22 protein-coding genes are annotated in these 23,005 nt (G+C 59.2%); 14 read left to right on the plus strand and 8 right to left on the minus strand.

Going from position 1 to position 23,005, the window contains the following annotated elements; genetic code table 11:
- Positions 1-159: 159 nt before the first annotated feature.
- On the minus strand, positions 160-762 hold the full coding sequence (locus tag OA90_RS15905) for a superoxide dismutase (RefSeq protein ID WP_068414129.1): 603 nt from the start codon (positions 760-762) through the stop codon (positions 160-162).
- A gap of 485 nt (positions 763-1,247) precedes the next feature.
- Here OA90_RS15905 and OA90_RS15910 point away from each other — a divergent pair, with 485 nt between their 5' ends.
- Both OA90_RS15910 and OA90_RS15915 read left to right on the plus strand, forming a co-directional pair.
- Positions 1,248-1,580, plus strand: coding sequence for a hypothetical protein (locus tag OA90_RS15910; protein WP_068413857.1), 333 nt, complete (start codon positions 1,248-1,250; stop codon positions 1,578-1,580).
- Positions 1,581-1,805: 225 nt separating this feature from the next.
- The gene (locus OA90_RS15915; RefSeq protein WP_068413859.1) at positions 1,806-2,981 is read left to right on the plus strand and encodes a YbfB/YjiJ family MFS transporter; all 1,176 of its coding nucleotides are present in this window, start codon (positions 1,806-1,808) and stop codon (positions 2,979-2,981) included.
- Positions 2,982-3,020: 39 nt separating this feature from the next.
- Here OA90_RS15915 and OA90_RS15920 read toward each other — a convergent pair whose 3' ends face one another.
- The gene (locus OA90_RS15920) at positions 3,021-3,878 is read right to left on the minus strand and encodes a branched-chain amino acid aminotransferase (protein WP_068414132.1); all 858 of its coding nucleotides are present in this window, start codon (positions 3,876-3,878) and stop codon (positions 3,021-3,023) included.
- Between the two features lie 293 nt (positions 3,879-4,171).
- On the opposite strand from OA90_RS15920, the gene OA90_RS15925 reads away from it, so the two are divergent.
- A complete protein-coding gene (locus OA90_RS15925; protein WP_068413862.1) occupies positions 4,172-4,606 on the plus strand; it encodes a VOC family protein in 435 nt (144 codons plus the stop codon).
- A 125-nt stretch (positions 4,607-4,731) separates the two neighbouring features.
- Positions 4,732-5,394: a haloacid dehalogenase type II gene (locus OA90_RS15930; RefSeq protein WP_068413865.1), complete on the plus strand. Its 663-nt coding sequence runs from the start codon at positions 4,732-4,734 to the stop codon at positions 5,392-5,394.
- Positions 5,395-5,461: 67 nt separating this feature from the next.
- Here OA90_RS15930 and OA90_RS28590 read toward each other — a convergent pair whose 3' ends face one another.
- Positions 5,462-5,710 carry a hypothetical protein gene (locus OA90_RS28590; RefSeq protein ID WP_156510526.1) on the minus strand — a complete coding sequence of 83 codons (249 nt, stop codon included), beginning with the start codon at positions 5,708-5,710 and terminating at the stop codon, positions 5,462-5,464.
- Positions 5,711-5,739: 29 nt separating this feature from the next.
- On the opposite strand from OA90_RS28590, the gene dctP reads away from it, so the two are divergent.
- From dctP to OA90_RS15960, 6 genes are all read left to right on the plus strand, one after another.
- Positions 5,740-6,846, plus strand: a complete 1,107-nt coding sequence (dctP, locus tag OA90_RS15935; RefSeq protein ID WP_068413866.1) for a TRAP transporter substrate-binding protein DctP — start codon at positions 5,740-5,742, stop codon at positions 6,844-6,846.
- A 212-nt stretch (positions 6,847-7,058) separates the two neighbouring features.
- The gene (locus tag OA90_RS15940; RefSeq protein WP_068413867.1) at positions 7,059-8,381 is read left to right on the plus strand and encodes a TRAP transporter small permease subunit; all 1,323 of its coding nucleotides are present in this window, start codon (positions 7,059-7,061) and stop codon (positions 8,379-8,381) included.
- A 4-nt stretch (positions 8,382-8,385) separates the two neighbouring features.
- Positions 8,386-9,741, plus strand: a complete 1,356-nt coding sequence (locus tag OA90_RS15945; protein WP_068413870.1) for a TRAP transporter large permease subunit — start codon at positions 8,386-8,388, stop codon at positions 9,739-9,741.
- A 274-nt stretch (positions 9,742-10,015) separates the two neighbouring features.
- Positions 10,016-10,594: a hypothetical protein gene (locus OA90_RS15950; RefSeq protein WP_068413873.1), complete on the plus strand. Its 579-nt coding sequence runs from the start codon at positions 10,016-10,018 to the stop codon at positions 10,592-10,594.
- Between the two features lie 43 nt (positions 10,595-10,637).
- Positions 10,638-10,859 carry a helix-turn-helix transcriptional regulator gene (locus OA90_RS15955; protein ID WP_068413876.1) on the plus strand — a complete coding sequence of 74 codons (222 nt, stop codon included), beginning with the start codon at positions 10,638-10,640 and terminating at the stop codon, positions 10,857-10,859.
- A 123-nt stretch (positions 10,860-10,982) separates the two neighbouring features.
- The gene (locus OA90_RS15960) at positions 10,983-11,288 is read left to right on the plus strand and encodes a hypothetical protein (RefSeq protein WP_068413879.1); all 306 of its coding nucleotides are present in this window, start codon (positions 10,983-10,985) and stop codon (positions 11,286-11,288) included.
- 34 nt (positions 11,289-11,322) lie between these two features.
- Here the strand turns inward: OA90_RS15960 and OA90_RS15965 are convergent, their stop codons facing one another.
- From OA90_RS15965 to OA90_RS15975, 3 genes are read right to left on the minus strand one after another with little or no spacing between them, the layout of a single operon-like run.
- Positions 11,323-11,742, minus strand: a complete 420-nt coding sequence (locus OA90_RS15965; RefSeq protein WP_068413883.1) for a GFA family protein — start codon at positions 11,740-11,742, stop codon at positions 11,323-11,325.
- 26 nt (positions 11,743-11,768) lie between these two features.
- Complete coding sequence (gene scpA / locus OA90_RS15970; protein ID WP_068413885.1) at positions 11,769-13,934, minus strand: methylmalonyl-CoA mutase; 2,166 nt, start codon at positions 13,932-13,934, stop codon at positions 11,769-11,771.
- Entirely contained in the window at positions 13,931-15,952 is a 2,022-nt protein-coding gene (locus OA90_RS15975; RefSeq protein ID WP_068413887.1) for a methylmalonyl-CoA mutase family protein, read from the minus strand. The genes scpA and OA90_RS15975 overlap by 4 nt, the downstream gene beginning before the upstream one ends.
- Before the next feature lie 501 nt (positions 15,953-16,453).
- Here OA90_RS15975 and OA90_RS15980 point away from each other — a divergent pair.
- Complete coding sequence (locus OA90_RS15980) at positions 16,454-17,164, plus strand: helix-turn-helix transcriptional regulator (RefSeq protein WP_244274652.1); 711 nt, start codon at positions 16,454-16,456, stop codon at positions 17,162-17,164.
- Between the two features lie 145 nt (positions 17,165-17,309).
- Here the strand turns inward: OA90_RS15980 and OA90_RS15985 are convergent, their stop codons facing one another.
- Positions 17,310-17,717 carry a DUF4332 domain-containing protein gene (locus tag OA90_RS15985; protein ID WP_068413890.1) on the minus strand — a complete coding sequence of 136 codons (408 nt, stop codon included), beginning with the start codon at positions 17,715-17,717 and terminating at the stop codon, positions 17,310-17,312.
- 45 nt (positions 17,718-17,762) lie between these two features.
- The gene (locus tag OA90_RS15990; RefSeq protein ID WP_347876839.1) at positions 17,763-18,176 is read right to left on the minus strand and encodes a DUF2780 domain-containing protein; all 414 of its coding nucleotides are present in this window, start codon (positions 18,174-18,176) and stop codon (positions 17,763-17,765) included.
- Positions 18,177-18,389: 213 nt separating this feature from the next.
- Here OA90_RS15990 and OA90_RS15995 point away from each other — a divergent pair, with 213 nt between their 5' ends.
- The 3 genes from OA90_RS15995 to OA90_RS16005 all read left to right on the plus strand — a co-directional run bounded on the left by OA90_RS15995 (position 18,390) and on the right by OA90_RS16005 (position 22,906).
- The gene (locus tag OA90_RS15995) at positions 18,390-19,949 is read left to right on the plus strand and encodes a helicase HerA-like domain-containing protein (RefSeq protein ID WP_068413895.1); all 1,560 of its coding nucleotides are present in this window, start codon (positions 18,390-18,392) and stop codon (positions 19,947-19,949) included.
- 8 nt (positions 19,950-19,957) lie between these two features.
- Positions 19,958-20,896 carry a cation transporter gene (locus OA90_RS16000; RefSeq protein ID WP_068413899.1) on the plus strand — a complete coding sequence of 313 codons (939 nt, stop codon included), beginning with the start codon at positions 19,958-19,960 and terminating at the stop codon, positions 20,894-20,896.
- 153 nt (positions 20,897-21,049) lie between these two features.
- Complete coding sequence (locus OA90_RS16005; RefSeq protein ID WP_068413903.1) at positions 21,050-22,906, plus strand: mechanosensitive ion channel family protein; 1,857 nt, start codon at positions 21,050-21,052, stop codon at positions 22,904-22,906.
- Positions 22,907-23,005 lie beyond the last annotated feature (99 nt).

Raw genomic sequence — 23,005 nt, forward strand, 5'->3', positions numbered from 1 at the left:
AACAATTTGATCAGAGCAAAGTACAGCCCGTTTGACCATGAAGAACAAAATCACGCTCCCGTGAAGTCGCGCAGCCCATTGTTTGGCGTGAGGCGTTCGGGCATGAAAAAACCCCGGTCCTTGCGAACCGGGGTCTTGTAAAGCGTCTGTGAAAACGACTTATTTCGTTGCAGCTTCGTACATTTCCAGGACGTAGTCCCAGTTGATCATGTTGTCGATGAAAGCTTCCAGATACTTCGGACGCGCGTTGCGGTAGTCGATGTAATAGGAATGCTCCCAGACATCGCAGCCGAGGATCGGTGCGGCACCATGAACCAGCGGATTTTCACCGTTCGGCGTTTTCATGATTTCCAGTTTGCCGTTCTTGACGGCAAGCCATGCCCAGCCGGAACCGAACTGGCCAATACCGGCCGCGATGAAGTCTGCACGGAATTTGTCGAAACCGCCGAGATCGCTGTCGATCGCGGAAGAAAGCGCACCCGGCAAAGACGAACCGCCACCGTCCTTCTTCATCCATTTCCAGAAATGGATGTGGTTGTAATGCTGGCCGGCATTGTTGAACAGGCCGGCGTTCTTGCCGTAGCTGCCCTTGACGATCTCTTCCAGGGACTTGCCTTCCAGGCCGCTGCCTGCAAGCAGCTCATTGCCTTTGGTGACATACGCCTGGTGGTGTTTGTCGTGGTGAAACTCAAGGGTCTCGGCAGACATGTAAGGGGCCAGTGCATCATATGCATACGGCAGATCAGGCAATTCGAAAGACATGACAAACTCCTCAAAAAGGTCGGTGACCGGCAGCCCCGAGGGCATCCTGTAGAGGGATTAAAACCCCGGCGAGATTCCAACACCTCAAGATCGTACAACGCTCCCGCTTTCAGGTGGTTCCACATGAGAGCAGGCCGATCCAAAGCCCGAAAGGCTGCGTCGAGCGGCAAAATAGAATTGCTGAGCGTGGACGGCAAGCGCGTATCCCGAAAATAAAATAAAAAATTCTTTTTAATTTGCCACAGGAGCGAAAATGGAGCTGAACCGGCCGAAACTGAGCCGGTTGTGTGCGGACCGGAACAGATGCAGTGCCTGCACCAGTCCGCACGCTGGTGATCAGTTCCAATCATTGCGATTCATCACACCGATTTGAACAATATTCCATCAAAAACAATAAGTGTGATTTCCAGCACGACACTGCCTCGAATGAGTGTTTATCTTTTTCATCATAGCCAATTGCGGCTGAAAACTGATTGGAGAAAGATATGATTTTCAAGAATACATATTCAATTGCACTTGTTGTTTCCGGAGGCATCCTTCTCGCCACCACCTTGTCTACGATGGCCGGTCCGAGTGACGGAAGTAATCTCGGAGACTGCTACAACAATTGGATTACCTGGTGCAACGACCAGACCTCCGGCTATCCGAACAGTTGCTACGACGAGAGCCTGGATCGTTGCGACAGCATTCACAGCGCGATTTCGGTCATTCCGGCCCAAAAGGTGAAATCGCTGAAGTCCAGCTCGCTGCGCAAGGCCAAGCGCGCGAACACCACCCTGGTTGCCCCGACCGTTCAGCCGGTCCGCCGCGCAAACTGAGCGTCGCACCGCTCACCTGCAAAAAGCCCTGCAATGGACGCATTGCGGGGCTTTTGCGTTTTCCTCATTTCATCATCGGCCGGCCTCTTTTCTCTTTCTTGCCGAGGCCCGCTTTACCGGTGACTTTCGAACGAAGCCATGGCAGGTTCGAACCACTTCGGCTCAGGCTGGCCCAGGCTGGCCCGGCCTTCCCGCCACTCCTCACCTGCTTTCCATGAGGTCTGCATGCCATCACAAGACCGCGCAACGGCCGCGCTAGCCTTTGGCGGGCTGTTTTCCCTGGCGGCGGCCATGGGCATCGGCCGGTTTGTCTACACGCCGATCCTGCCCTTCATGAGCGAGGGACTGAAGCTGCCGGCGGAAGATGCGGGATTGATCGCTTCGGCGAATTTTCTCGGTTACCTTGTCGGCGCTGTTGCTGCGGCTTCCAGATCCCTTCCCGGAAACGTCCGCTTCTGGTTCCTGGGTGGCCTTCTTGTCAGTGCTCTGACCAGCGCGGCCATGGCAACAACCACCGCACTGCCTGTCTTTCTGCTCATTCGCTTCGCCTCCGGTGCCGCCAGCGCTTTCGTGCTCGTTTTCTCGACAACGCTGGTGCTGGAACGCCTGAATGCAGGCGGGCGCGGTGACCTGTCCGCATTGCATTTTGCCGGAGTGGGTTGCGGCATCGCGTTTTCCGCGCTGCTCGTTGCCGGGCTTGGCAGGCTCTGCGCGGACTGGCAGGCCCTGTGGCTGGCGAGCGGTGCCGCCACCCTTGTGTTTCTGATGGTCGCGGCCAGGCTGGTTCCAGGAGAGCCCGCTGGTCCCGTTTCCGCGATTGCCCAAAACGGCCCTGCCTCCGGCCCGGGACCACATTACTTGAATGGCGGCGTGCTGCGCCTGATCCTTGCCTATGGTCTGTTCGGGTTCGGTTACGTGATTACGGCGACCTTCGTCTCGGTGATTGCGCGCACGACGCCCGCACTGCAGTCCACCGAACCCTTTGTCTGGCTCGCCGTGGGGCTGTCCGCCGCGCCCTCCATCTACCTCTGGAACCGGATCGCGGTTCGCATCGGCGCCCGACGGGCGTTCGCGCTCGCCTGCCTGCTGGAAGCCTGCGGCGTCGCCCTGACGGCGATCGCTGCCGCACCGGTCCTGTTTCTTGCAGGAGCTGCGCTCCTGGGCGCAACCTTCATGGGCATCACGGCTCTCGGCCTCATCGAAGCGCGGCATCAGGCAAGCTCCGCAGGACCCGCCGCAATCCGTCAAATGCTTGCGGTCATGACAGCCAGTTTCGGAGTTGGACAGATCGTCGGGCCATGGTTCGCCGGTGAGCTGCACGCCCTGACCGGCTCATTCCAGGCACCTTCACTCGCCGCCGCAGCGGTACTGGTCGTCGCAGCCGTTCTGATACTGCGTTAGTGTACGGAGATTCGGCGGCGTGCCCGCATACGCCGCGCCCTAGGCGTGGGAGAACTCCCAATAGAGGTCCCGGGCCCGCGCCGCGATCGGTCCTGGTTGCAGTTGTCGGTCCTCGATGCGCTTGACCGGTGTCACCTTGTTGTAGTTTCCGGTCGCGAAGATCTCATCGGCTTCCAGAAACTCGTCATAACCCATGGTGCGCTCGAACACCTCGTAACCGGCCGATGACAGCAGCCGTATAACCCTTTGCCGTGTGATCCCGTCAAGAAAGGTTCCGTTCGGCGCAGGTGTATGCACCTTGCCGTCCCTGGCCATGAAAATGTTGGCGGACGTCAGTTCGGCCACATTTCCGAGCATGTCGCGCACCACGGCATTGTCGAAGCCGCGGGTCTTTGCCTCCATCATGGCCCTTGCATTGTTGGGATAAAGACAGCCTGCCTTGGCGTTGACGGGCATGCACTCCATTGTCGGGCGCCGGAAGGGCGACAGCGTTATGCTGACGGACGCATCCTTTGGGGCCATCGGCGCATCGAAGAGGCACAGACAGAAGCGGGTGCTTTCCGGATCGCCCACAATGACCCCTGCCCCGTCGTTTTCGCTCCAGTACATCGGCTTGACATAAATCTGTTGATCGCTTGAGAATTTCGCACAGCCTTCCCGCGTCAGCTCGACCATCTCGCCGGTCTGCATGGTCGGATTTATGCCAAGGGCGAGCGCGGAATCGTTGACCCGACTGCAATGCAGGTCGATATCCGGCATCACGCCCTCGAAATACCTTGCACCGTCGAACACGCTGGAGCCCAGCCAGGAAGCATGGGTGCGCGGTCCCATGATAGGCGGGTTGCCTGCCTGCCAGGTCCCGTCGATCCATGTCCAGGTTTCGCTCCATCCGCTCATGTTTCTTCCCTTTTCGAGGCCGCTGACCATCTGTTTGACATTGCGAAACAACACCTGCCGTCTGGTCAGGTCAAGAGCTTGCCAAAATTTTCCGAAAACTCACCAAGTTTATTCCAAATTCATTTCCTCACAGGGAAAAAACAGCAGAAAATGGCGAGAATGCGATAGAATTATTCCAAAATCTTCCCGGAATTGTATCCAATACGAGTCGACGTATCGGGCATCGGCCTGTTGACAACCCGGCGCCACTGTTCCCTATATGTTCCACCCGCCCTCCTCAAAGGCTTTATGCAATGGAACAACGTATCTCAATGACGACACTCGCGGTCCCCGATGTTGCCGAAGCCCGTCGGTTTTTCGAGAAGGGACTGGGCTGGCAGGTCAATGCGGCCCCGTCTCCCGAGGTCGTGTTTTTCCAGATTCCCGGCTACGTCTTCGCGCTTTACAGCCGGTCAGCTCTTGCTGCCGAAATCGGCCGAAAAGTAACAGACAACGCGACCGGCGCCGTCACTTTGGCCTGGAATGCCCGTTCCCAGGCAGAAGTGGATGAAGCTTTCCAAACCGCTCTCGCGGCAGGCGCCAAGCCTGTGAAACAGCCGGAGAAAGCCTTCTGGGGCGGATATTCCTCCTATGTGGAGATACCCGGCGGACATCTTCTGGAAATTGCCCACAATCCTTTCTGGACCATCGAGGACGATGGCACGGTCACGTTGCCGCCGCCGCAGTGACGAACTGACCCTCTCTCACATTATTCTTGCGACCAGGACTATTGTCGCAACGACCGCGCTTGACGCGGGAGGTGTCACGCTGTTCTCTTCCGCGGTTCTTGAATTCACGCGTTGGAGTACCGGCCATGGCACATGCCGCTTTTGTGTTCGATGCATACGGCACCTTGTTTGATGTGCATGCCGCTGTGCGCAAGCATGCAGCCAAACTGGGGCCCGATGCGCAGAGGCTTTCCGCGCTCTGGCGGGAAAAGCAACTGGAGTATTCCTGGGTCCGCGCGCTCATGGGCCAGTACAAGGATTTCTGGGAACTGACCCAGCAGGGTCTGGACACGGCGTTCGCGCTGGTCCCCTCCGCCGACAAGTCCCTGCGCGAAGAACTCCTCAGCGCCTATTGGGAACTGGATTGCTACCCGGAAGTCCCGCAGGTGCTGACGGACCTTAAGGCAAGCGGCGCCAAGGTCGCCATTCTGTCCAACGGATCGCCCGACATGCTGGAAGCCGCAGCCCGAGCCTCCGGACTCACCGAGCTTTTCGACGAGATCTTCTCGGTGGATGAGCTGAAAACCTTCAAGACCGACCCGCAGGTGTACGAGATGGTCACCACCCATTTCCGCATTTATCCGGAAGAAGTCTCCTTCCAGTCCTCGAACCGCTGGGACATCGCCGGCGCGACCGCGTCCGGGTTCCGCACTGTCTGGATGAACCGGATGGGAATGCCGGACGAATATCAGGACCTCGCCCCGAAGGCCGTTCTCGCAGACCTGACCGGCCTCACCGCTCTGGGTTGAGATCTCCGCACCCGAATTCCGAGCTCCGGCAAGAGGTCATGCCCGCTCCGGAACCGGCCTGCTGGGCTTATCCATTTTTTTGACAGTCAAAACTATTGTTTCCAAATTGGAAAAGATGTTTTGAACGCACCGCAAGGTTGCACGATTCATAAACTGTAATATCCTTCATTGGCTCGGGAGGAAAAGAAGAGCGGCGCGCTTCCGCGGGATCACTCCAAAAATCGCTAAGGAACAAAGACTTAAAAACACGAGCGATTGGATTGACGTCTTCGGAAACACGAGGGTCTTTGTAAAAAGGCCCTTCATCGGCGCTCATTTTCTCCTTGATCGTATTGGGAGGAAACCATGAAACAACTGAACACACGCAGGCAGGCCCTTCGCAAGATAGCCGGTGTCGGCGCCGCCGGTGCCGCAACTCTTGCCGCACCGCATGTCGCATCGGCGCAGGGACAGACCACGACCTGGAAGATCCAGTCGTCCTGGCCCGGTGGCGCAGGCCTTCAGATCTTCAAGGACTGGTGTGCGACCATTGAGGAAAAAACGGACGGCGAACTGGCTTTCCAGGCTTTCGGCGCAAATGACGTCGTCGGCGATTTCCAGCTCTTCGATGCCGTGAAGAACGGCGTTCTGGATGCGGTCAATCCGTTCACCATCTATGCCCAGGGCATCATTCCGGCGGCAACGTTCCTGACCAGCTACCCGCTGGGACTGCGCAATCCGCACGAATGGGACGTCTTCTACTATTCGCTCGGCGGTCTTGAAATCGCCCGTGAACTCTATGCCGCGCAGAACATGATGTTCGTCGGACCTGTGCATCACGGGCCCAACATCATCCATTCCAAGGTGCCGATTCGGTCCATCGATGATTTCCGCGGCCGCAAGATGCGCCTGCCGGGAGGCATGGTCGCCGAGGTCTTCACTGAAATCGGTGCGGAAACCACCGTTCTTCCGGGGTCGGAAATCTTCCCGGCTCTCGAAAAAGGCACCATTGATGTTGCCGACTATGTCGGCCCTGCAGTCAACTACTCGCTCGGCTTCAGCCAGGTGACCGACTACATCTCAATGGGCCCTCCGGGCTTCATGTCCCTGTACCAGCCGGTCGACCTTATGGACATCACCGTCGGCATGGATGCCTGGAACGCGCTCAGCCCGCAAATGCGGCGGTTCGTGGAAATGGAAACGCACGTCTATTCCGACATGCACCACGCGGCCATCCAGAAGGCCGACCAGGACGCCTGGGAGAAATTCGAGGCCGACGGCACCGAAATCACCCGGTTGAGCCAGGACGACGTGGAACTGATGACGGAAGTTGCCGTGCCGATCTGGTTCAACTACGCGAACCGCGACAAGGACAGCGCCCGTATCTTCAAGATCCAGCTCGACTACATGATGTCCGGCTCGCTCGGATACGTGACGCCGGAGCAGATCGAGGGCCTGGAGCTCAACCTCTAGATCAACGGACGTTCATCGGTTTCGATTGAATTTCTGAAAATTGATCGGCCTTTAAATGCCCGAACTTTCTGCGTTCATCCGGACGCAGCAGGTTCGGGCCCGTTCAAGACACCTTGAGACCCGGACCCGTGCAGTCTACTGCGCGGGCCCGCTTGAATTCGACTGGGGCCAGGAGGTAACCACCGATCCGCGCCCCTGGGGAAGGGTGAGGCATGCCTCAATTGGACTTCACGTTGCCGCATTGGGCCTATTGGGTCGGACTGATCGTCTTTCCGGTCATTGCGACATTTCTCGCGAAACGGCCAAAGCCGAAACAGCGGCAATATTCGCTGGTGCTCGCCTATTTCATTCTTGTCACCGGCGGGATACTCGGCCTGCACAGGCTGTATCTGAAGAGCCTGCTGGGGCTGGTCTATATTCCCGTCTTCATCTGCATCCTGTTCGCCAATGCGCAAAGCCACGATGCAAGGTCGGTCGTGTCCGACATGGACAATCTGGTGCGTCAGTCCGAGCGCACACTCGACCGGGAAACGGATCGCGTCAGCGCGGCGGAAACCGCTTTGCCATCCATGCAACGCGCGCTTGCCGATGCCGAGGAAGGCAGTATGGCCGAGCGCCGGGCCCAGCGCGACGTCCGCCGGGCAAATCAGCGTATCGACCAGGGACGCGAGCGCATCGCCGAAGCGGAAACCGCACTGGTAACCGCCAGGCCGGCGGCGGACGAAGCCCGCAAGACACTCGTTTTCTGGGGCAACTTCGCGAAATACGCCTTCTGGCTGCTGCTCGCCGGTGTTCTGGTGGATGCGTTTCTGCTTCCTGCTCTGGTGCGCAAGGCGAATGCCAATCTGCCGCCCGATCCGGAACTCAGCGAGGCGGAAAAGAAACTCAAGGCCCTGGAGGAAGCCGAGCGCAAGGACGACGCCAGTCACGTCTCTTCCGGCTGGACAGGCTGGATCGACCGGCTGTCGCTCTTCTGCGGCGAGTTCGTCAGCTACTGGGCGGTGATCGCGGTCATTGTCTATTATTTCGAGGTGATGAGCCGCTATGTCTTCGGCAGCCCGACCAACTGGGCTCACGAGGCGATGTATCTCATGTTCGGCATGCAGTACCTGATCGCCGGGTCCTACGCCATGCTGACGGAGTCCCATGTGCGCGTCGATATCTTCTACGCGCCCCTGTCGCCCCGCCGCAAGGCGGTCGTCGATCTGCTGACCTCGGTCTTCTTCTTCATATTCGCCGGCACGCTGCTCTACACGTCCTGGATCTTTGCCTTTGACGCAATCGCCGTGCCCTCGGGCAACGCGCTCGTCTCTGACTGGGCGCGCGGCCAGATCGGCCTCGGCGAGGCGCTGAGCAGCCTGTCCCTCTCCCAATGGACGGATCCAAACGTGCGTTGGGGAGAAATCAGCTTCAACGAGTGGGAGGTGCCGCTGTGGCCGATGAAGTGGGTCATGGTGCTCGGAGGCCTGCTCCTGGTGCTTCAGGGAATTTCGAAATTCGCGCAGGACATCCGCGCGCTAATGGGCAGGGCTTGAATCCATGGGACTTGAAATCGGAATCGAGTGGCTGACACTCATCATGTTCGGCTCGCTGCTGGTCCTGCTCATGGCCGGCCTGCCGCTTGCCTTCGTTACCGGCGGCCTCGCCTGCGTCTTCCTGTTCGTGCTGGGCGATGAACGGGCGCTCAACATCGTGCCGTCACGCATCTTCCCGTTGATGACCAACTATCAGCTCTCGGCGATACCATTGTTCATCTTCATGGCGTCGATGCTGGAACGAGCGGGCATCATCAACGAGATGTTCGACGTCATCTACAAGGTACTCGGCGGCGTTAAAGGCGGCCTGGCGGCGGCAACCATCATCGCCTCCACCATACTTGCCGCGATGGTCGGTGTTATCGGCGCGGCGGTCGTGACAATGGGTATCATCGCGCTCCCGGCCATGCTGAAGCGTGACTATGATCCCAAGATCGCCATGGGTTCGATCATGGCGGGCGGCACGCTCGGCATCCTTATCCCTCCGTCGATCCTGGCGATCATCTATGCCGTGGTGGCGGAACAGTCGGTGGGTGAACTCTTTATCGGCGCTGTCGTCCCCGGCCTCATGTTGTCGGGTCTCTACATTCTCTACGTTATCATGAGCTGCGTGATCGACCCGAAGAAAGGACCGCCGATCCCCGAGGAAGAGCGGATCCCCTTCAAGGAAAAGATGCGGCTGCTGTCCAACATGTCCGCACCGATCGTCCTGATCGTCATCGTGCTGGGTGTGATCTTCACCGGTGTTGCCACCCCTGTCGAGGCGGCCGGGATCGGTACGTTCGGCGCAATCATCGTCGCCGCCATTCACCGTAATCTCGACTGGCAGACCCTGCGCGAGGCCTCCCTGACCACCCTCAAGGCGTCCGCCATGGTGATCTGGATCATGTTCGGGGCAACGATCTTCGTCGGCCTTTATGTGCTCGAAGGCGGTCAGCAATTCGTTCAAGGCGCGCTCGAAGCCACTGGCCTCGGCCCCTGGGGTATCCTGATCATCATGCAAGTTGTCCTGGTCGTGCTCGGGATGTTCCTGGACTGGGTCGGCATTCTTCTGCTTTGCGTACCGATCTTCGTGCCGATCATCAAGGCACTGGGCGCGGCCTCCTTCGGCCTCGACAATCCGGACGATCTGGTGCTGTGGTTCGGGGTCCTTTATCTGGTCAACATGCAGATGAGTTTCCTGTCCCCCCCCTTCGGCTATGCTCTCTTCTATCTGCGCGGCGTCGCGCCGAAAGAAATCCCGATGACCGATATCTTCAAATCCGCCCTGCCCTTCCTGGCACTGCAGATCGTCGGGCTTGTCCTGTGCATGATGTTCCCGGAGTTGATCACCTGGCTGCCGAACATGGTCTACGGCTGATTTTTATCGCGTGTCGCGTTTGAGCGGATTCAGGGTTTCCTGAAATCAATCTGACGCGGCAAGTTCTGACCGCACCGCAGACTGCCGGGGCCGCACTTGTCATGAGTGCGGCCCTTGCTGCAAGAGGGGCTGCAACATAGGAAAAGACATCAAAACGCAGACAAAATTTATTGTATTACGATAAATTTTTAACATAAAACGTTTTTTACATATTGAACAGACCTGTTGTCCGCTGTAGCATCGCCACAATCTGATTGACTTGGTGGAGACGGCTATGAGCACCCCTGAAGGACTGGAACGGGAAAAACGTCTGACGCGAATCCGAAGGCTCTCGAACGTGATGAAATGGTTTGTGACAGCCTTGCTGATCCTGGTTTCCATTGTCGGCGCGCTTCTGGTCCTCCTCCTTCTTCTGCCCACCCTTCTCGACGTCTCGACGGGCATGCTCGATCTGGCCGGGAAAGAGCGGAGACTGGGCGACATTCCGTTTGCCCAACGCCTTGGCCTCGTTGCAATGGTGCTGTTTGCTTTTTTTCTGCTCCGCAGAATTCTCTGGAACATCCGGCAGCTTTTCGCCCAGTTTGAAGACGGCGCGTTTTTCGCCCCTGCCACGCAGGCTCACGTGCTGAACGCCGGGTTCTGGCTGCTTGCCTATGGTGTCTTCGACATTCTGAGCGACCCGATCAGTTCCGTTCTCCTGACCTGGGACAATGCGCCGGGCAAGCGCAGCCTCGAGATCGCGCTGAACGGCGGCGAGTTCTTTTTTCTTGTTTTCGGAGCGCTCTTGCTTGTGTTCGGCTGGATCATGCGCGAGGCCGCCGCGCTCGCGAACGAAAACCGTCAGTTTGTCTGACGCCTCGCGGTGCAGGCTTTCATCCGGTGCATAAAGGAACGCAATGCCGATAATCGTGGAACTTGATGTGATGCTTGCTCGCCGCAAGATGCGATCCAGGGAACTTGCGGAGCGCATCGGTATCACTGAGCAGAATGTGTCGCTGCTCAAGTCGGGCAAGGTGAAAGGCATTCGCTTCGAAACGCTTGAGCAGATCTGTGCTGCGCTCGAGTGCCAGCCCGGCGACATTCTTGTCTACCGCCCTCCTGAAAGCCCGGAAGACTGATCATCTCCGGTGACCTGGTACCGGCCGACGCGCGCCTCCTCCAGCCCCGCGCAAGTTTCAACGGGTACCTCAACCGTGGAAAGTCCAACGACACCCCGGTTGAGACAGGTAAGGCGCGCTGGAATGTCACAAACCCATTTTTTTTCGGAAGACCGGCCCACGCCAGCGACCAGAACCCGTCTGCGTTCCGGCAAACTGTTGGACCTGGACAAAAAGCCGATTTGCGAATGCACCCTGTATGATCTGGAAGACGGCGATATCGGCATTGTCGTGGCGGAAACAGAGCTGTCTGTGCCGGATCGGGTCCTGATTCAGGACGACAAGGATCTGACACTGGCCTTCACCCAGATCTGCTGGCGCATGGGTCCCTATCTCTTCGGCGCCTATCTGGAGCCGCCGATACCGCTTGGCATGACAGCGGCCCCCTGACAGGAATTCCTGCCGCAATCCCCCGGCCGGAGGTCTATTTTGCCTGCGGCGTCATTTCCTCGAAACAGATCAGCTCCTGATCGGCGGGATCCCAGGAGAGCGCCCGCGACACGTAGATAGCCCGTTCCGGTATGACGCTTTCCGGATCATCCAGAGACGACGCCCGGACGACCACGAGTCCCTCCATGCCATCGCGCGTATGATAAAGAGCGCTGCCGCAGATGGGACAGAACCGCCTGTTGATGGTCCGGCCGCTATCGGCGGTCTTTTCAAATTCGGTAACCGTGCCCGTCAGCGAGAAGGCTTCTTGCGCAAAGACGCTGTGCGTCGCGTGCCCCGTACCACCGATCCTGCGGCAGTCCCGGCAATAGCATTTCACCGTGACCGTCGGCGGCGCAGCGCACACATAGCGCACCGCCTCGCAGAGGCACCCTCCGGTCAGCTTTCGGGACACGTGCCTGCTTCTCCTGCGATCTTGTGTTATTCGGCCGCCTCGGCGGAACCGTAGCCAAGCTGCTCGTTCAGCTTGCCGATCAAGCCAACAGCGGCTTCCGCGATCACCGTACCCGGCGGGAAGATCGCCGCCGCTCCGGCCTTGTAGAGCGCATCGTAATCCCCCGGCGGCACGACGCCGCCCACCACGATCATGATATCCTCCCGGCCTTCCCCGGCCAGCGCCGCCTTCAGGGCGGGCACCAGCGTCAGGTGCCCGGCGGCAAGCGAGGAAACACCGATGACATGGACGTCGTTCTCCACCGCCTGCCTGGCAGCTTCTTCCGGTGTCTGGAACAGCGGGCCGATATCGACGTCGAAACCAAGATCTGCAAAGGCGGAGGCGATCACCTTCTGCCCGCGGTCATGGCCGTCCTGCCCCATCTTGGCGACCAGGATGCGCGGCCTGCGCCCGTCATTGTCCTCGAAGGCCTCGACCAGCTTCTGAACTTTTTCGATGGTCCCGGACATGGCGCCCGCCTCCCGCTTGTAGACCCCGGAAATCGACTTGATCTCGGCCTTGTGACGGTCGAAGATCTTTTCCATTGCCAGGGAAATTTCCCCGACAGTCGCCATGGCCCGGGCCGCCTTGACCGACAGATCCAGCAGATTGCCCTCACCGGTCTCGGCGCATTTCGTCAGCGCATCGAGCGCGGACCGGGTTTCCGATTCGTTGCGCTCCGCCCGCAGCCGCTTCAGCTTGTCGATCTGGGCGGCACGTACCTGCGCGTTGTCGACCTTCAGGACGTCAATGTCCTGCTCGCTCTCCGGCTTGTATTTGTTGACGCCGACCACGGTCTGGGCGCCGCCGTCGATCCGCGCCTGGGTCTTGGCGGCGGCTTCCTCGATGCGCAGCTTCGGGATGCCCTTCTCGATGGCCTTGGCCATGCCGCCGAGCTCTTCCACTTCGCGAATATGCGCCATCGCCTTTTCCGCAAGATCGGCAGTCAGCTTCTCCACATAATACGACCCGCCCCAGGGATCGATCACCTGGGTGGTGCCGGTTTCCTGCTGCAGGAAAAGCTGGGTGTTGCGGGCGATGCGGGCGGAAAAATCAGTCGGCAGGGCAAGCGCTTCGTCCAGAGCGTTTGTGTGCAGCGACTGGGTGTGGCCTTGCGTTGCCGCCATCGCCTCCACGCAGGTGCGCACAACATTGTTGAAGACGTCCTGAGCCGTCAGCGACCAGCCCGATGTCTGGGAGTGGGTGCGCAGGGACAGGGATTTCGGGTTCTTCGGCTGGAAGTTTTCTGCCATCAGCGTGGCCCAGATCAGCCGCGCCGCGCGCAGCTTGGCGACCTCCATGAAGAAATTCATGCCGATTGCCCAGAAGAAGGACAACCTCGGTGCGAACTGGTCGATATCCATTCCGGCGGCCACCCCGGCGCGGGCATACTCGATCCCGTCGGCGATGGTATAGGCCAGCTCCAGATCCGCCGTCGCACCCGCTTCCTGCATATGATAGCCGGAAATCGAGATCGAGTTGAAACGCGGCATATTCTGAGACGTGAATTGGAAGATATCCGAGATGATCCGCATCGAATGACTAGGCGGATAGATATAGGTGTTGCGGACCATGAACTCCTTCAGAATATCGTTCTGAATGGTTCCGGACAGATCCTTCCAGGCAACGCCCTGCTCTTCCCCGGCAACAATATATAGCGCCAGAACCGGCAGAACCGCGCCGTTCATGGTCATGGAGACGCTCATCTTGTCCAGCGGAATGCCGGAAAACAGCGTGCGCATGTCATAGATGGAATCGATGGCCACGCCCGCCATGCCGACATCCCCGGCAACGCGCGGATGATCGCTGTCATAGCCCCGGTGGGTGGCGAGATCGAAGGCCACCGACAAGCCCTTTTGACCGGCAGCCAGATTGCGCCGGTAAAAGGCGTTTGAATCCTCCGCCGTGGAAAATCCCGCGTACTGTCGCACAGTCCAGGGCTGCTGCACATACATGGTCGGATAGGGGCCGCGCAGGAATGGCGGCAGGCCCGGCCAGGTGTCGACATGCTTCAGCCCGTCAAGGTCCGCGGCCTGATAGACCGGTGGAACCTCGATATCCTCCGGCGTCCGCCAGCCCGGCTGCGATCCGGCCTCCGCTGACTTCAGAAAATTGCCGAACGGCTTACCGGCGTAATTCGGGATCCTGCTCATTTTAGGATCTCCTGATCAGAGTGCCCGCCATCATAGACCGATTTCAGGTGCCTGTGCGCATCTTTCAAAAGGGTCAGCAGATCGCAGCCGGCGTAAAGAAATGTATCCACGCCCGCCCCATTATAGTCCGCCTCGCGCGGACCCGGCCTGCCTGCCAGATAAAGATGCCCGGCACCGGAATCCTTCAGCGCACGCGCCGCAGATTGCGCCTGGGCTTCGTAGACATCGTCGGAGGAAACAAGACAGGCGAGCGTGGCACCGCTCTCCTTGAACGCTTCAAGAAGCGCTTCCAGCGAAGCGTGGGGCGCCGGTCCGGCCGCCCTTATGCCGCCGGCCGCGAAGGCATTCCCCGTCCAGACGGCTCTCGGCGTGAATTGCGCCGGAGTACCAAGACTTGCCAGAAAGATCTGCGGCGGCGCACCGGTCGCCGCCTCGAAACGTGCCGCTTCGGCGCGCAGCTCTTCGAACGGCTCGGCGACCCGGCCGGCCACCAGCGCGGGACCAGACTGGTCGCGTTTCCCGAGATCTTTGGGTTGGGCAGCATCGACCAGGGCCGCGCCCTGAAGAGCTAGTGACCGCAACGCCTTGAACCACTGGCCGTCACCCGGCACCGGCAGTGCCGAAAGATCCGGCAGTTCCCGCGGCGTTGACGGTCCCGCGTCTGCGCTGTCCTGAAGCACGGAGACTTCCTTCTCGGACAGATCCGGAAACTCGCTCACTCCTGTGATCGGGCGCTTCCTGCGGGCAATGTCGCTGTCCCGCTCGTCCTTCGCCGCGCTTATATGCTTTTGCACGAGCCCCTGGCCGAGACCGGTCTGCAGTCCTCCGGCCGCCTCGATTTCCTGAAACAGCTCCCAGGCAGCCCCGCAGAGTTTCTCGGTCCTGTCTTCCATCGCACCGGCCCCGGCAGCCGGATCCGTCACCTTCGCCAGATTGCTCTCTTCCAGAAGAATGGACTGGGTGTTGCGCGCCAGCCTGCGTGCGAAGCCGTCCGGCAGACCAACAGCAAGAGTGTGCGGCAGAACACAGACGCTGTCGGCGCCGCCGATACCGGCTGCGAAGGCCGCGACGGTGTTTCGCAGAAGATTGACCCAGGGGTCGCGCGCGGTCAGCATCCGGTACGACGTCGTCATATGCAGCGCCGCCGGGGACCGCGGCAGACCCGCCGTCTCCAGGACGCAGGACCACAGGGCCCGTATCGCCCGTGCCTTTGCAATCGTGCCGAACTGATCGGCATCCGCAACAAGGCACATGGATATCCGCTCCGCCCATTCTTCCGGCGGAAGCCCGGCATCTTCAAGTCGACGCAGATGGGCAACCACCGCCGAAAGCACAAAAGCCAGTTCTTGAACCGGTGTCGCACCGGCGTTGTGCCACACAGCCCCGTCTGCAGTCATGGCCCGCAGCGGACTGCCGGTCTCCCGCGCGGCAAGGACGACGTCCTGCAAACGCTTCGCGATGACCTCGAAGTCCTGATCTGCCGTTGCGGCCGCGACCATCCAGCCAAAGGGATCGAAAGCTGCGGTTATCGCGACCTGCGACGGGTCAATCCTGCGTTTTTCCAGAAGTGCCAGAATCAGCACCAGAAGTTCAGGTGTCTGCGCGCCCGCGTCGATGCGTATATTTATAAGGTCTGGCTGCACGTCTCTCAGGAGAGTTTCCATGCCGGCCAGATCGGTCACGCCGATGACATTGCCACCCGTCGCATGGGCGCCTGGCAGAACCAGCTCAAGTCCGCTTGCTCCGGATTGGAGATCGTCAAGGATCTGCGCATTGGCCTTGTCCGGATCCGCGATGTCGATCCTCTGGACGACAGTCCAGTCCCCGGCATGGGAGCGGAGCGATCGCGCTGGCGTGTCCGGCCAGCGCGCGTAAAGCGGCGCGATCTCCAGACCGTCTTCCGTCGATCCGAAAAGTTTCTCTCTCGACGTTCCTTTCAGGGCCTTGTCGACGGATGCCCACCACGCCTCCTCGTCAGAGGAAAAGAAACTGTCGGGTCCGGTAAAGCTGCGCGGCATTGCAATCATCTCCCTTGGCACCGTTTTAGTCCCCGGGCTTGAAGCTTGGCAACTCAGCAGAAAGGGTAAGGTTGGTCCGCCCAAGACATTACCAAAGGTAAGGTTTGCGAATTCCGACAAGAATCCGGATGGAGGAAGTGCTTAGTTCCTCACCGGAAATAAATTTATAGCGCAAATTTTGCACCTGCTCTTCAACAATAGAAGGCGAGGATATTGTTAAAAGAAGGCAGGAACTGCAGAAGATGACAAGAAACTGTCAAATTTTTGGCGCATTAAGCCAAATTCACCAATTTTCCCTATTGGTACGATCATCAATTGTATTGTAGCTTATGGCTGTTGACGCATGGGAATTTCTACCGCCCAATAATGAAGTGCGCGACATTCGGGTTCAGTCTTCACCTGCAAGGGTTGGACGGGACACGTGACTAACCCATCAGCGGACAAACCCTCACGAATTTTCGAGGTGTCTGCAAAAAAGCGGCCCAAAACAGGCCGCAAAGGATGTGCACAGTGCTTGATCAAACGGAATTGAAAAGCAAACTCAGAGCAATCTCGGAAGCAAACGCAGCCCACCACGTTCTGGATATTCTTGAATCCAACCTTCGGCGTATGGGGGCGACTCATATTTTGATCACCGGGCTGCCGATGCCGAACCGCCCGATCGACAATCTTGTTCAGCGGTTCCGTTGGCCCGACCAGCGCAATGACGGAATTGAAAGCACCTCGCTTTCCGCAAACGACAGCGCGCTTATGCTCGGCCTCGGCTCCAACAGAGCCCGGATCTGGACCATAACCGCAGGCGACATGGAGCATTCGGATCTTCTGGCTTCCGCCGGTGAAGGCAGCCAGATCGTGGTTGTCCCGGTTACGGAACTCTATCCGTTCCAGGCATTCGTATTTGCAAGCGGGCCCTCGCTTCAGGTCAATAAATACGATCTTGCCAACCTGGAAGTTCTGTCGGCCGCTGCGTTCTCTCGCCTGCGCGAACTCGGCGTGATTTCCGGACAGCGTCCGGGTGCCCTGTCGACCCGTGAGCGCAGGGTTCTCGAACTCACCGCCTATGGCAAGACAGCAGGTCAGATTGCCGACGTGCTCGACATCTCCCAGCGGACTGTCCATGCACATCTGCAGAACGCCAGTGTCAAGCTGAACGCTTCCAACAAGACGCACACCGTTGTCGAAGCGCTCCGCTACGGCCAGATCAGCGTTTAATTTCGGGAAAACCCGGGACTGAACGTCTTTCTGGTTTTCACTGCAACAAACAATCAAGGCGCGCCGGTGGCGCGCCTTTTTCTATTCCGGTTGATGTTGACTGTAAGGGACCGGCGCGCCACGTCAGGCGGCAGCGCCAATAGGCTCAGTAGGTCATCATCGGCGGCAGGTCCTTGGCCTGGTCGACCCACTTGGTCACCTGGCTTTCGCTGGGCACCTGACGCACGAGTTTCTTGTCCGTGTTCACTTCCTGCATCTTCGCCGCAAGATTGACCGCGTTCCGGTTCCTGAGTTCTTTCACCGTATCGACACCAGCTGCTTCCAGAAGCTCGGAATACTCCTCCCCGACGCCGCTGATGCGCATCAGGTCGGCCATATTGGCCCATTTCAGAATACGCTTGCCGTCAATACCGGTTTCATCCTCAAGAGCCTTGCGTCCCTTCGGATCCTTCGCCCGTTCAAGGAACGCTTCCGTGGTCTTGATGCCGGCATTACCCAGCTTCTCAGCATAAGTCGGGCCGATGCCCTCGATTTCAGCAATGGAATAAGACATCCGCACAGAACTCCCTTCAAGACCGGCGACCGAACGCTGGGGCAGTCAGACGATTTGGCTCAGTCCCGGAATTTGTGAAATCACTTCATCCACAACGTCTTCCCCTGCTTTTTCCTTAGCATATGTAATGAGTTCTTTGGCAACACTTTGAACTCCGTTCATATCGAGTCCGGCATTTGTCAACTCATTTAGCGCCGCCATGGCGCCCATTCCGCCACCCATCATGTTTCCCAGGCCACCCAGAAGGCCGCCACCGGAACTCTGTTGCTCGCGCGCGGCAACCAGTTCGGTTGCCCCGGGAAGAGCGTCGAAGATGAGCTGCATCTTGTCCTCGGGGCCTTCCTTGTTCAGAAAACCGAGAATGATGCCGATAGCATTCCTGGCGACATCCTCATCGATCCCCGCCGCTGTCATGATCCGGTTGACGAGTTCTTCCATACTATTCTCCCAATTCAACAAACTTGCACTGCATCCGCCCGGCGCTTCGGGTCCCGTCGCCTCGGCTTTATGGCACTTCGGGTTTCTGACGCTTTAGGTCATAGACTCAAAATAAGCTGGCCCTCTATACAGGGCCGGATGCACGTCCGTCGATGCTTATACATAGCGTAATTTTGTCCGGGCTGGGTTAGGCTGACAGGTGGATGACCGGATTCGGAGGGAGACAGCTAAATCGTGACGGCAAAAGACAACATATTTATCGGTGCCAGCACAAAAACCGAAAACCTCGCCCTCAAGCTTGCCAACCGCCATGGCCTCATCGCAGGCGCGACCGGCACCGGCAAAACCGTTTCCCTGCAAATTCTGGCCGAAGGCTTTTCCAAGGCCGGTGTTCCCGTGTTTTGTGCCGACATCAAGGGCGACCTGTCGGGCCTGGCCGCGGAAGGCGTTTCCAAGGATTTCCTGGAAAAACGGGCGCAGGAAGTCGGGCTTGAGAAGACCTACAGCTACAAGGCCTTTCCGGCCGTCTTCTGGGATCTTTTCGGCGAACAGGGCCACCCCATCCGCACGACGGTCTCGGAAATCGGCCCCCTGCTGCTGGCCCGCCTCCTGGAACTCAACGACACTCAGGAAGGCGTGCTCAACATCCTGTTCGAACTGGCCGACGATGAAGGTCTGCTGCTTCTCGACCTCAAGGATCTGCGCGCCATGCTCGCCCATGTGGCCGAGCGCGCGTCCGAGCTCTCCACCCTTTACGGCAATGTCTCGAAGGCATCCATTGGCGCGATCCAGCGCAGACTTCTGGTGCTTGAGCGCCAGGGTGGCGAAAACTTCTTCGGTGAGCCGGCACTCGACATCCGAGATCTGATCCGGACCGCGCCGGACGGCCGTGGCGTTGTCAACATTCTGGCAGCAGACAAACTGATGACCTCACCGCGGCTCTACGGTGTCTTCCTGCTCTGGCTGCTGTCCGAGCTCTTCGAGGAATTGCCTGAAATCGGCGATCCGGAAAAACCGAAGCTCGTGTTTTTCTTCGATGAGGCCCATCTTCTGTTCACCGATGCCCCCAAGGCATTGATCGAAAAGGTGGAGCAGGTCGTGCGCCTGATCCGCTCCAAGGGTGTCGGCGTCTATTTCGTCACCCAGAACCCGCTCGATGTTCCCGAAACCGTGCTGTCCCAGCTAGGCAACCGCATTCAGCACGCCCTTCGGGCGTTCACGCCGCGCGACCAGAAGGCCGTCCGCGCCGCGGCCGAAACCTTCCGGCCGAACCCGGATCTCGATACCGAGCGCGTCATCACCGAGCTGGGTGTCGGCGAGGCACTGGTTTCCACTCTGGAAGGCAAGGGCATCCCATCCGTCGTTCAACGCACGCTGATCCGCCCGCCCTCCTCGCGGCTTGGCCCGATCACGAAGGCCGAGCGGCGCACGCTCATACAGTCCGGCCCTGTCTTCGGCATATACGACCGCACAAAGGACAGGAAATCCGCCTATGAAATCCTGACCGGCCGCGCGGAAGAAACGCAGCGCCAGGAAGAGCGCCGCAGGCAGAAGGAAGACAATCAGGCCCGCAAGCATGGCGAACCGCGACGGACCCGTTCCGGGTTCCAGTTGCCGGACTTTGGCCGCGATGATCGCCCGCGCCGGGACAGTGTGCAACGCCGTTCGAACCGGCGCAGCCAACGCGACAACGTGCTGGAAGCCGGCCTCAAATCGGCCGCCCGAAGTCTTGGCACCTCGCTCGGCAGAGCGTTGGTGCGAGGTCTTCTCGGCTCGCTGAAGCGCGGTAACTGAGCTCACCCATGACCGACGACAGGGCACAACATCTGGCCGTTGAGCGCAAGGCGCTTGCCTTGGGCAAATGGGCCAATCTCTTCATGGCCTTCGCCGGAATCGCAACTGCCTGGGCCTCGCGATCCGATGCGATGCTGGTGGACGGACTCTATTCGGCTGTGAACTTCGCCTCTGCGATTGCAGCGGCTCGAATTGGCGCCCGTGTCGGCCTGCCGCCCACCCGCACCCGTCCCTGGGGGCACGACTTCGACGAAGTGCTCTACGTGACGTTCCGCAGCCTGATCCTGATCGGGGTGCTGGTGTTCGCCGGCTTCGTTGCCGGAACAAAGATCTGGACGTTCTTCTCCGGCGGCAACGTACCCGAACTGATTTTCGGTCCGATCGCGGTCTACGCCGTTGTCATCGTTGCCATCTGCCTGGGTCTGGCCTTGAATTACTACCGCGCCTACCACCGGACGGGAAAACGCAGCTCGATCCTGAAGATGGAATCCCGCGCCGCCATGATCGACGGCGCGCTCAGCCTCGGCTCCGGAGCCGCGCTGCTGTCCCTGCCTTTTCTGGAGGGAACGTTTCTGGGGCCTTACGTCCCAATCGGCGACGCCGTGATCGTGCTTCTGCTGATCTCGGCAATCATCTGGCAGCCCCTCGCAACCTTTCGCAATACTCTTGCCGACCTTGCCGGCGTCAGTGCCCCGAGCGGCACATATGCCAAAGCCGCACGGACTTCGCGGGATGTTGCGCGGGAGAAGGGCTACAAGTTTCACCGCGCTGCCGTTCTGCAGGCCGGGCGCATGCATTGGGTCGTGGTCTATCTCGATCCGGAATTGCCCATTCGGGCAAAAGATGTGGATGCATTCCGTGACCTTCTGGCAGCCCGCCTTGAGGACCGCATCGGGCCGACACGGGTGGAAGTCGTTGTAACCGCATCCGATGGCCTTAGGGCGTAAAACACGTCAAAAATCCTCATGGTAACAAGATGCTTACCCATGGGCGCTATATTTGCCTGAACAATCAATCGCAGGTGGGCCGCTATGCGTAACCGGGGCAATCGAACATTCTTTTCAATCAGTTGTGTCTGCTTGAAATTTCCGCGTTCAACCATGAGAGCACTGCTTCTGTTCTGGCTGGTCATGATCGGGATCGTCCCCGGCTTGCCGGCAAGCGCCCGGGCCCAGGACACGGCCACGCCGGACGTTGCGACTACAGAAGGGCCAGCGACACTTGATTCCGACCGGGTCGAACAGGCCAGGCTGTATCTGCGCGACAATCCAATATCGCCTCCGGACACCACAAGTCCCCGCGCGACGCTCGAGAGCTTTGTCTTCATCATGCGCGAGGCAAGCCTATTGTGGAACTCTGTGCGTCAGGACTATGAAAACAGCAACCGGATTTTCCTGACCGAGAAACAACGCGAGAAGCTGGTGATGATCACCGCGCTGCTGGAAAAGGCGGCGCAAACCTTTGACCTTTCGGAAATTCCTGTAACCTCCCGTGAACGGGCCGGCATCGAGATCGCCCTGCAGCTTCAGGAAATTCTGGACCGTATTCCGGCGCACGACTTTTCCGCCATTCCCGGATTTCCCGCAGGCCGTTTCGTACATTCCGCTGGCAGTGCGAGCCTGCCCGACCGGTGGATGCTGCCAAGCACCAGCATCAGCATCCTGCGCCAGGAGGCAGGCGAACAGAGGGGCAACTTTCTGTTCTCGGCAGATTCTGTCGGCAGGATCCCAGACGACTATGCCGTCGTGAGTGTTCTGCCCCTGCGCGCGGATCGCGGCGAGGACCTGTTTCAATATTACATCTACACACCCGGCAATCTCATTGCCCCGCACTGGTATGAATATATCGAGGCCGGTCCGAACTGGCTCCATGGACATTTCGCCGACCAGGCCTACTGGCAGTGGCTGGCGCTCCTCACCCTGCTCGCGGCCTATGCGGCCTGCGCGGGTTTCTTCATCCGCTGGCGCAAGTGGCGGGCCGTATCCGTGGATGAACGCACCCGGGTCGGTCACTCGATCCTCAACCCCGTTCTCGTGATCCTGAGCGCGGTGGTTTTCCGCTATCTGTGTGAGGATCATATCAACATCACCGGCGCGGTGCTTGTCGCGATCACGACCATCACGACGGCGGTGATCTGGTCCGCAACCGCCTGGCTCGTCTATCACGCGCTGCAACTGATCTATCTGTGGTTCGTACGCGGACCGGGCACGGCGCGGCAGGGTCTCGACGCCAGCTTGCTGCGAACCGGCTTCCGGGTGTTTTCCCTGGCCATCGCCCTGATCGTTCTCGGATACGGAGCCACCCAGATCGGCATCCCGATCTACGGCGTCATCGCCGGTCTGGGCGTCGGCGGTCTGGCTATCGCGCTCGCGGCCCAGCCAACGATTGAAAATCTGATCGGAGGCGTCATTCTCTATGCCGACCGGATGGTCCGTGTCGGCGAGTTCTGCCAATGTGACGAACTTGCCGGCACCATTGAATCCATCGGGATCAGGTCGACGCGTATCCGCGCGCTCGACAGGACGGTCATCACCATCGCCAATGCCGATCTCGCCAGACGCAAGATCATCAATTTCAGCGAGCGCGACCAGTTTCATTTCCGGCACATATTCGGACTGCGATACGACACGGAACCGGAGAACCTGAAAAAGATTCTTGCCGCGATTCGTGACTATCTGACCGCCCACGAGAGGGTTCTTGCCGATACGACACGTGTCCGGATGATCGGTTTCAACGACTATGCCGTCCCGGTCGAGGCCTATGCCTATGTGCTCGCTCCGGACTATTCCGGGTTCCTTGAAATACAGGAGCAGATGCTCTTCGACATTCGCGCCATCATAGAGACCAATGGCTCGGGCTTCGCGTATCCTTCCTCCACCGTCTACCTGTCCAGGGACAGCGAAATGCCGGCCGAAACCATCGGTCGGCAGACCGGAAAGGACCGGCGGGTCGCCTGAGGGCAAGACTGTCGCAAGCGGCGCAAGCAAACGGAAAAGAGCGCAATATCCATTTGCGCTCAAAGCTCTGTTGTGGCCTTTTAGGGTCCTTCCGAAAGA

Origin of the sequence: Labrenzia sp. OB1, assembly GCF_001624695.1 — a bacterium.
Taxonomy (GTDB): Bacteria; Pseudomonadota; Alphaproteobacteria; order Rhizobiales; family Stappiaceae; genus Roseibium.

What these genes read in the sequence shown, in the direction of transcription:
- OA90_RS15925 (WP_068413862.1), top strand. Translation starts at nt 4,172, where the DNA reads ATGGAACAACGTATCTCAATGACGACACTCGCGGTCCCCGATGTTGCC.
- OA90_RS15950 (WP_068413873.1), top strand. Translation starts at nt 10,016, where the DNA reads ATGAGCACCCCTGAAGGACTGGAACGGGAAAAACGTCTGACGCGAATC.
- OA90_RS15960 (WP_068413879.1), top strand. Translation starts at nt 10,983, where the DNA reads ATGTCACAAACCCATTTTTTTTCGGAAGACCGGCCCACGCCAGCGACC.
- OA90_RS28590 (WP_156510526.1), bottom strand. Translation starts at nt 5,710, where the DNA reads ATGAGCGCCGATGAAGGGCCTTTTTACAAAGACCCTCGTGTTTCCGAA.
- OA90_RS16000 (WP_068413899.1), top strand. Translation starts at nt 19,958, where the DNA reads ATGACCGACGACAGGGCACAACATCTGGCCGTTGAGCGCAAGGCGCTT.
- OA90_RS15915 (WP_068413859.1), top strand. Translation starts at nt 1,806, where the DNA reads ATGCCATCACAAGACCGCGCAACGGCCGCGCTAGCCTTTGGCGGGCTG.
- OA90_RS15980 (WP_244274652.1), top strand. Translation starts at nt 16,454, where the DNA reads ATGTGCACAGTGCTTGATCAAACGGAATTGAAAAGCAAACTCAGAGCA.
- OA90_RS15940 (WP_068413867.1), top strand. Translation starts at nt 7,059, where the DNA reads ATGCCTCAATTGGACTTCACGTTGCCGCATTGGGCCTATTGGGTCGGA.
- OA90_RS15945 (WP_068413870.1), top strand. Translation starts at nt 8,386, where the DNA reads ATGGGACTTGAAATCGGAATCGAGTGGCTGACACTCATCATGTTCGGC.
- OA90_RS15920 (WP_068414132.1), bottom strand. Translation starts at nt 3,878, where the DNA reads ATGAGCGGATGGAGCGAAACCTGGACATGGATCGACGGGACCTGGCAG.
- OA90_RS15985 (WP_068413890.1), bottom strand. Translation starts at nt 17,717, where the DNA reads ATGTCTTATTCCATTGCTGAAATCGAGGGCATCGGCCCGACTTATGCT.
- OA90_RS15905 (WP_068414129.1), bottom strand. Translation starts at nt 762, where the DNA reads ATGTCTTTCGAATTGCCTGATCTGCCGTATGCATATGATGCACTGGCC.
- OA90_RS15975 (WP_068413887.1), bottom strand. Translation starts at nt 15,952, where the DNA reads ATGCCGCGCAGCTTTACCGGACCCGACAGTTTCTTTTCCTCTGACGAG.
- dctP (WP_068413866.1), top strand. Translation starts at nt 5,740, where the DNA reads ATGAAACAACTGAACACACGCAGGCAGGCCCTTCGCAAGATAGCCGGT.
- scpA (WP_068413885.1), bottom strand. Translation starts at nt 13,934, where the DNA reads ATGAGCAGGATCCCGAATTACGCCGGTAAGCCGTTCGGCAATTTTCTG.
- OA90_RS15930 (WP_068413865.1), top strand. Translation starts at nt 4,732, where the DNA reads ATGGCACATGCCGCTTTTGTGTTCGATGCATACGGCACCTTGTTTGAT.
- OA90_RS16005 (WP_068413903.1), top strand. Translation starts at nt 21,050, where the DNA reads ATGAGAGCACTGCTTCTGTTCTGGCTGGTCATGATCGGGATCGTCCCC.
- OA90_RS15910 (WP_068413857.1), top strand. Translation starts at nt 1,248, where the DNA reads ATGATTTTCAAGAATACATATTCAATTGCACTTGTTGTTTCCGGAGGC.
- OA90_RS15955 (WP_068413876.1), top strand. Translation starts at nt 10,638, where the DNA reads ATGCCGATAATCGTGGAACTTGATGTGATGCTTGCTCGCCGCAAGATG.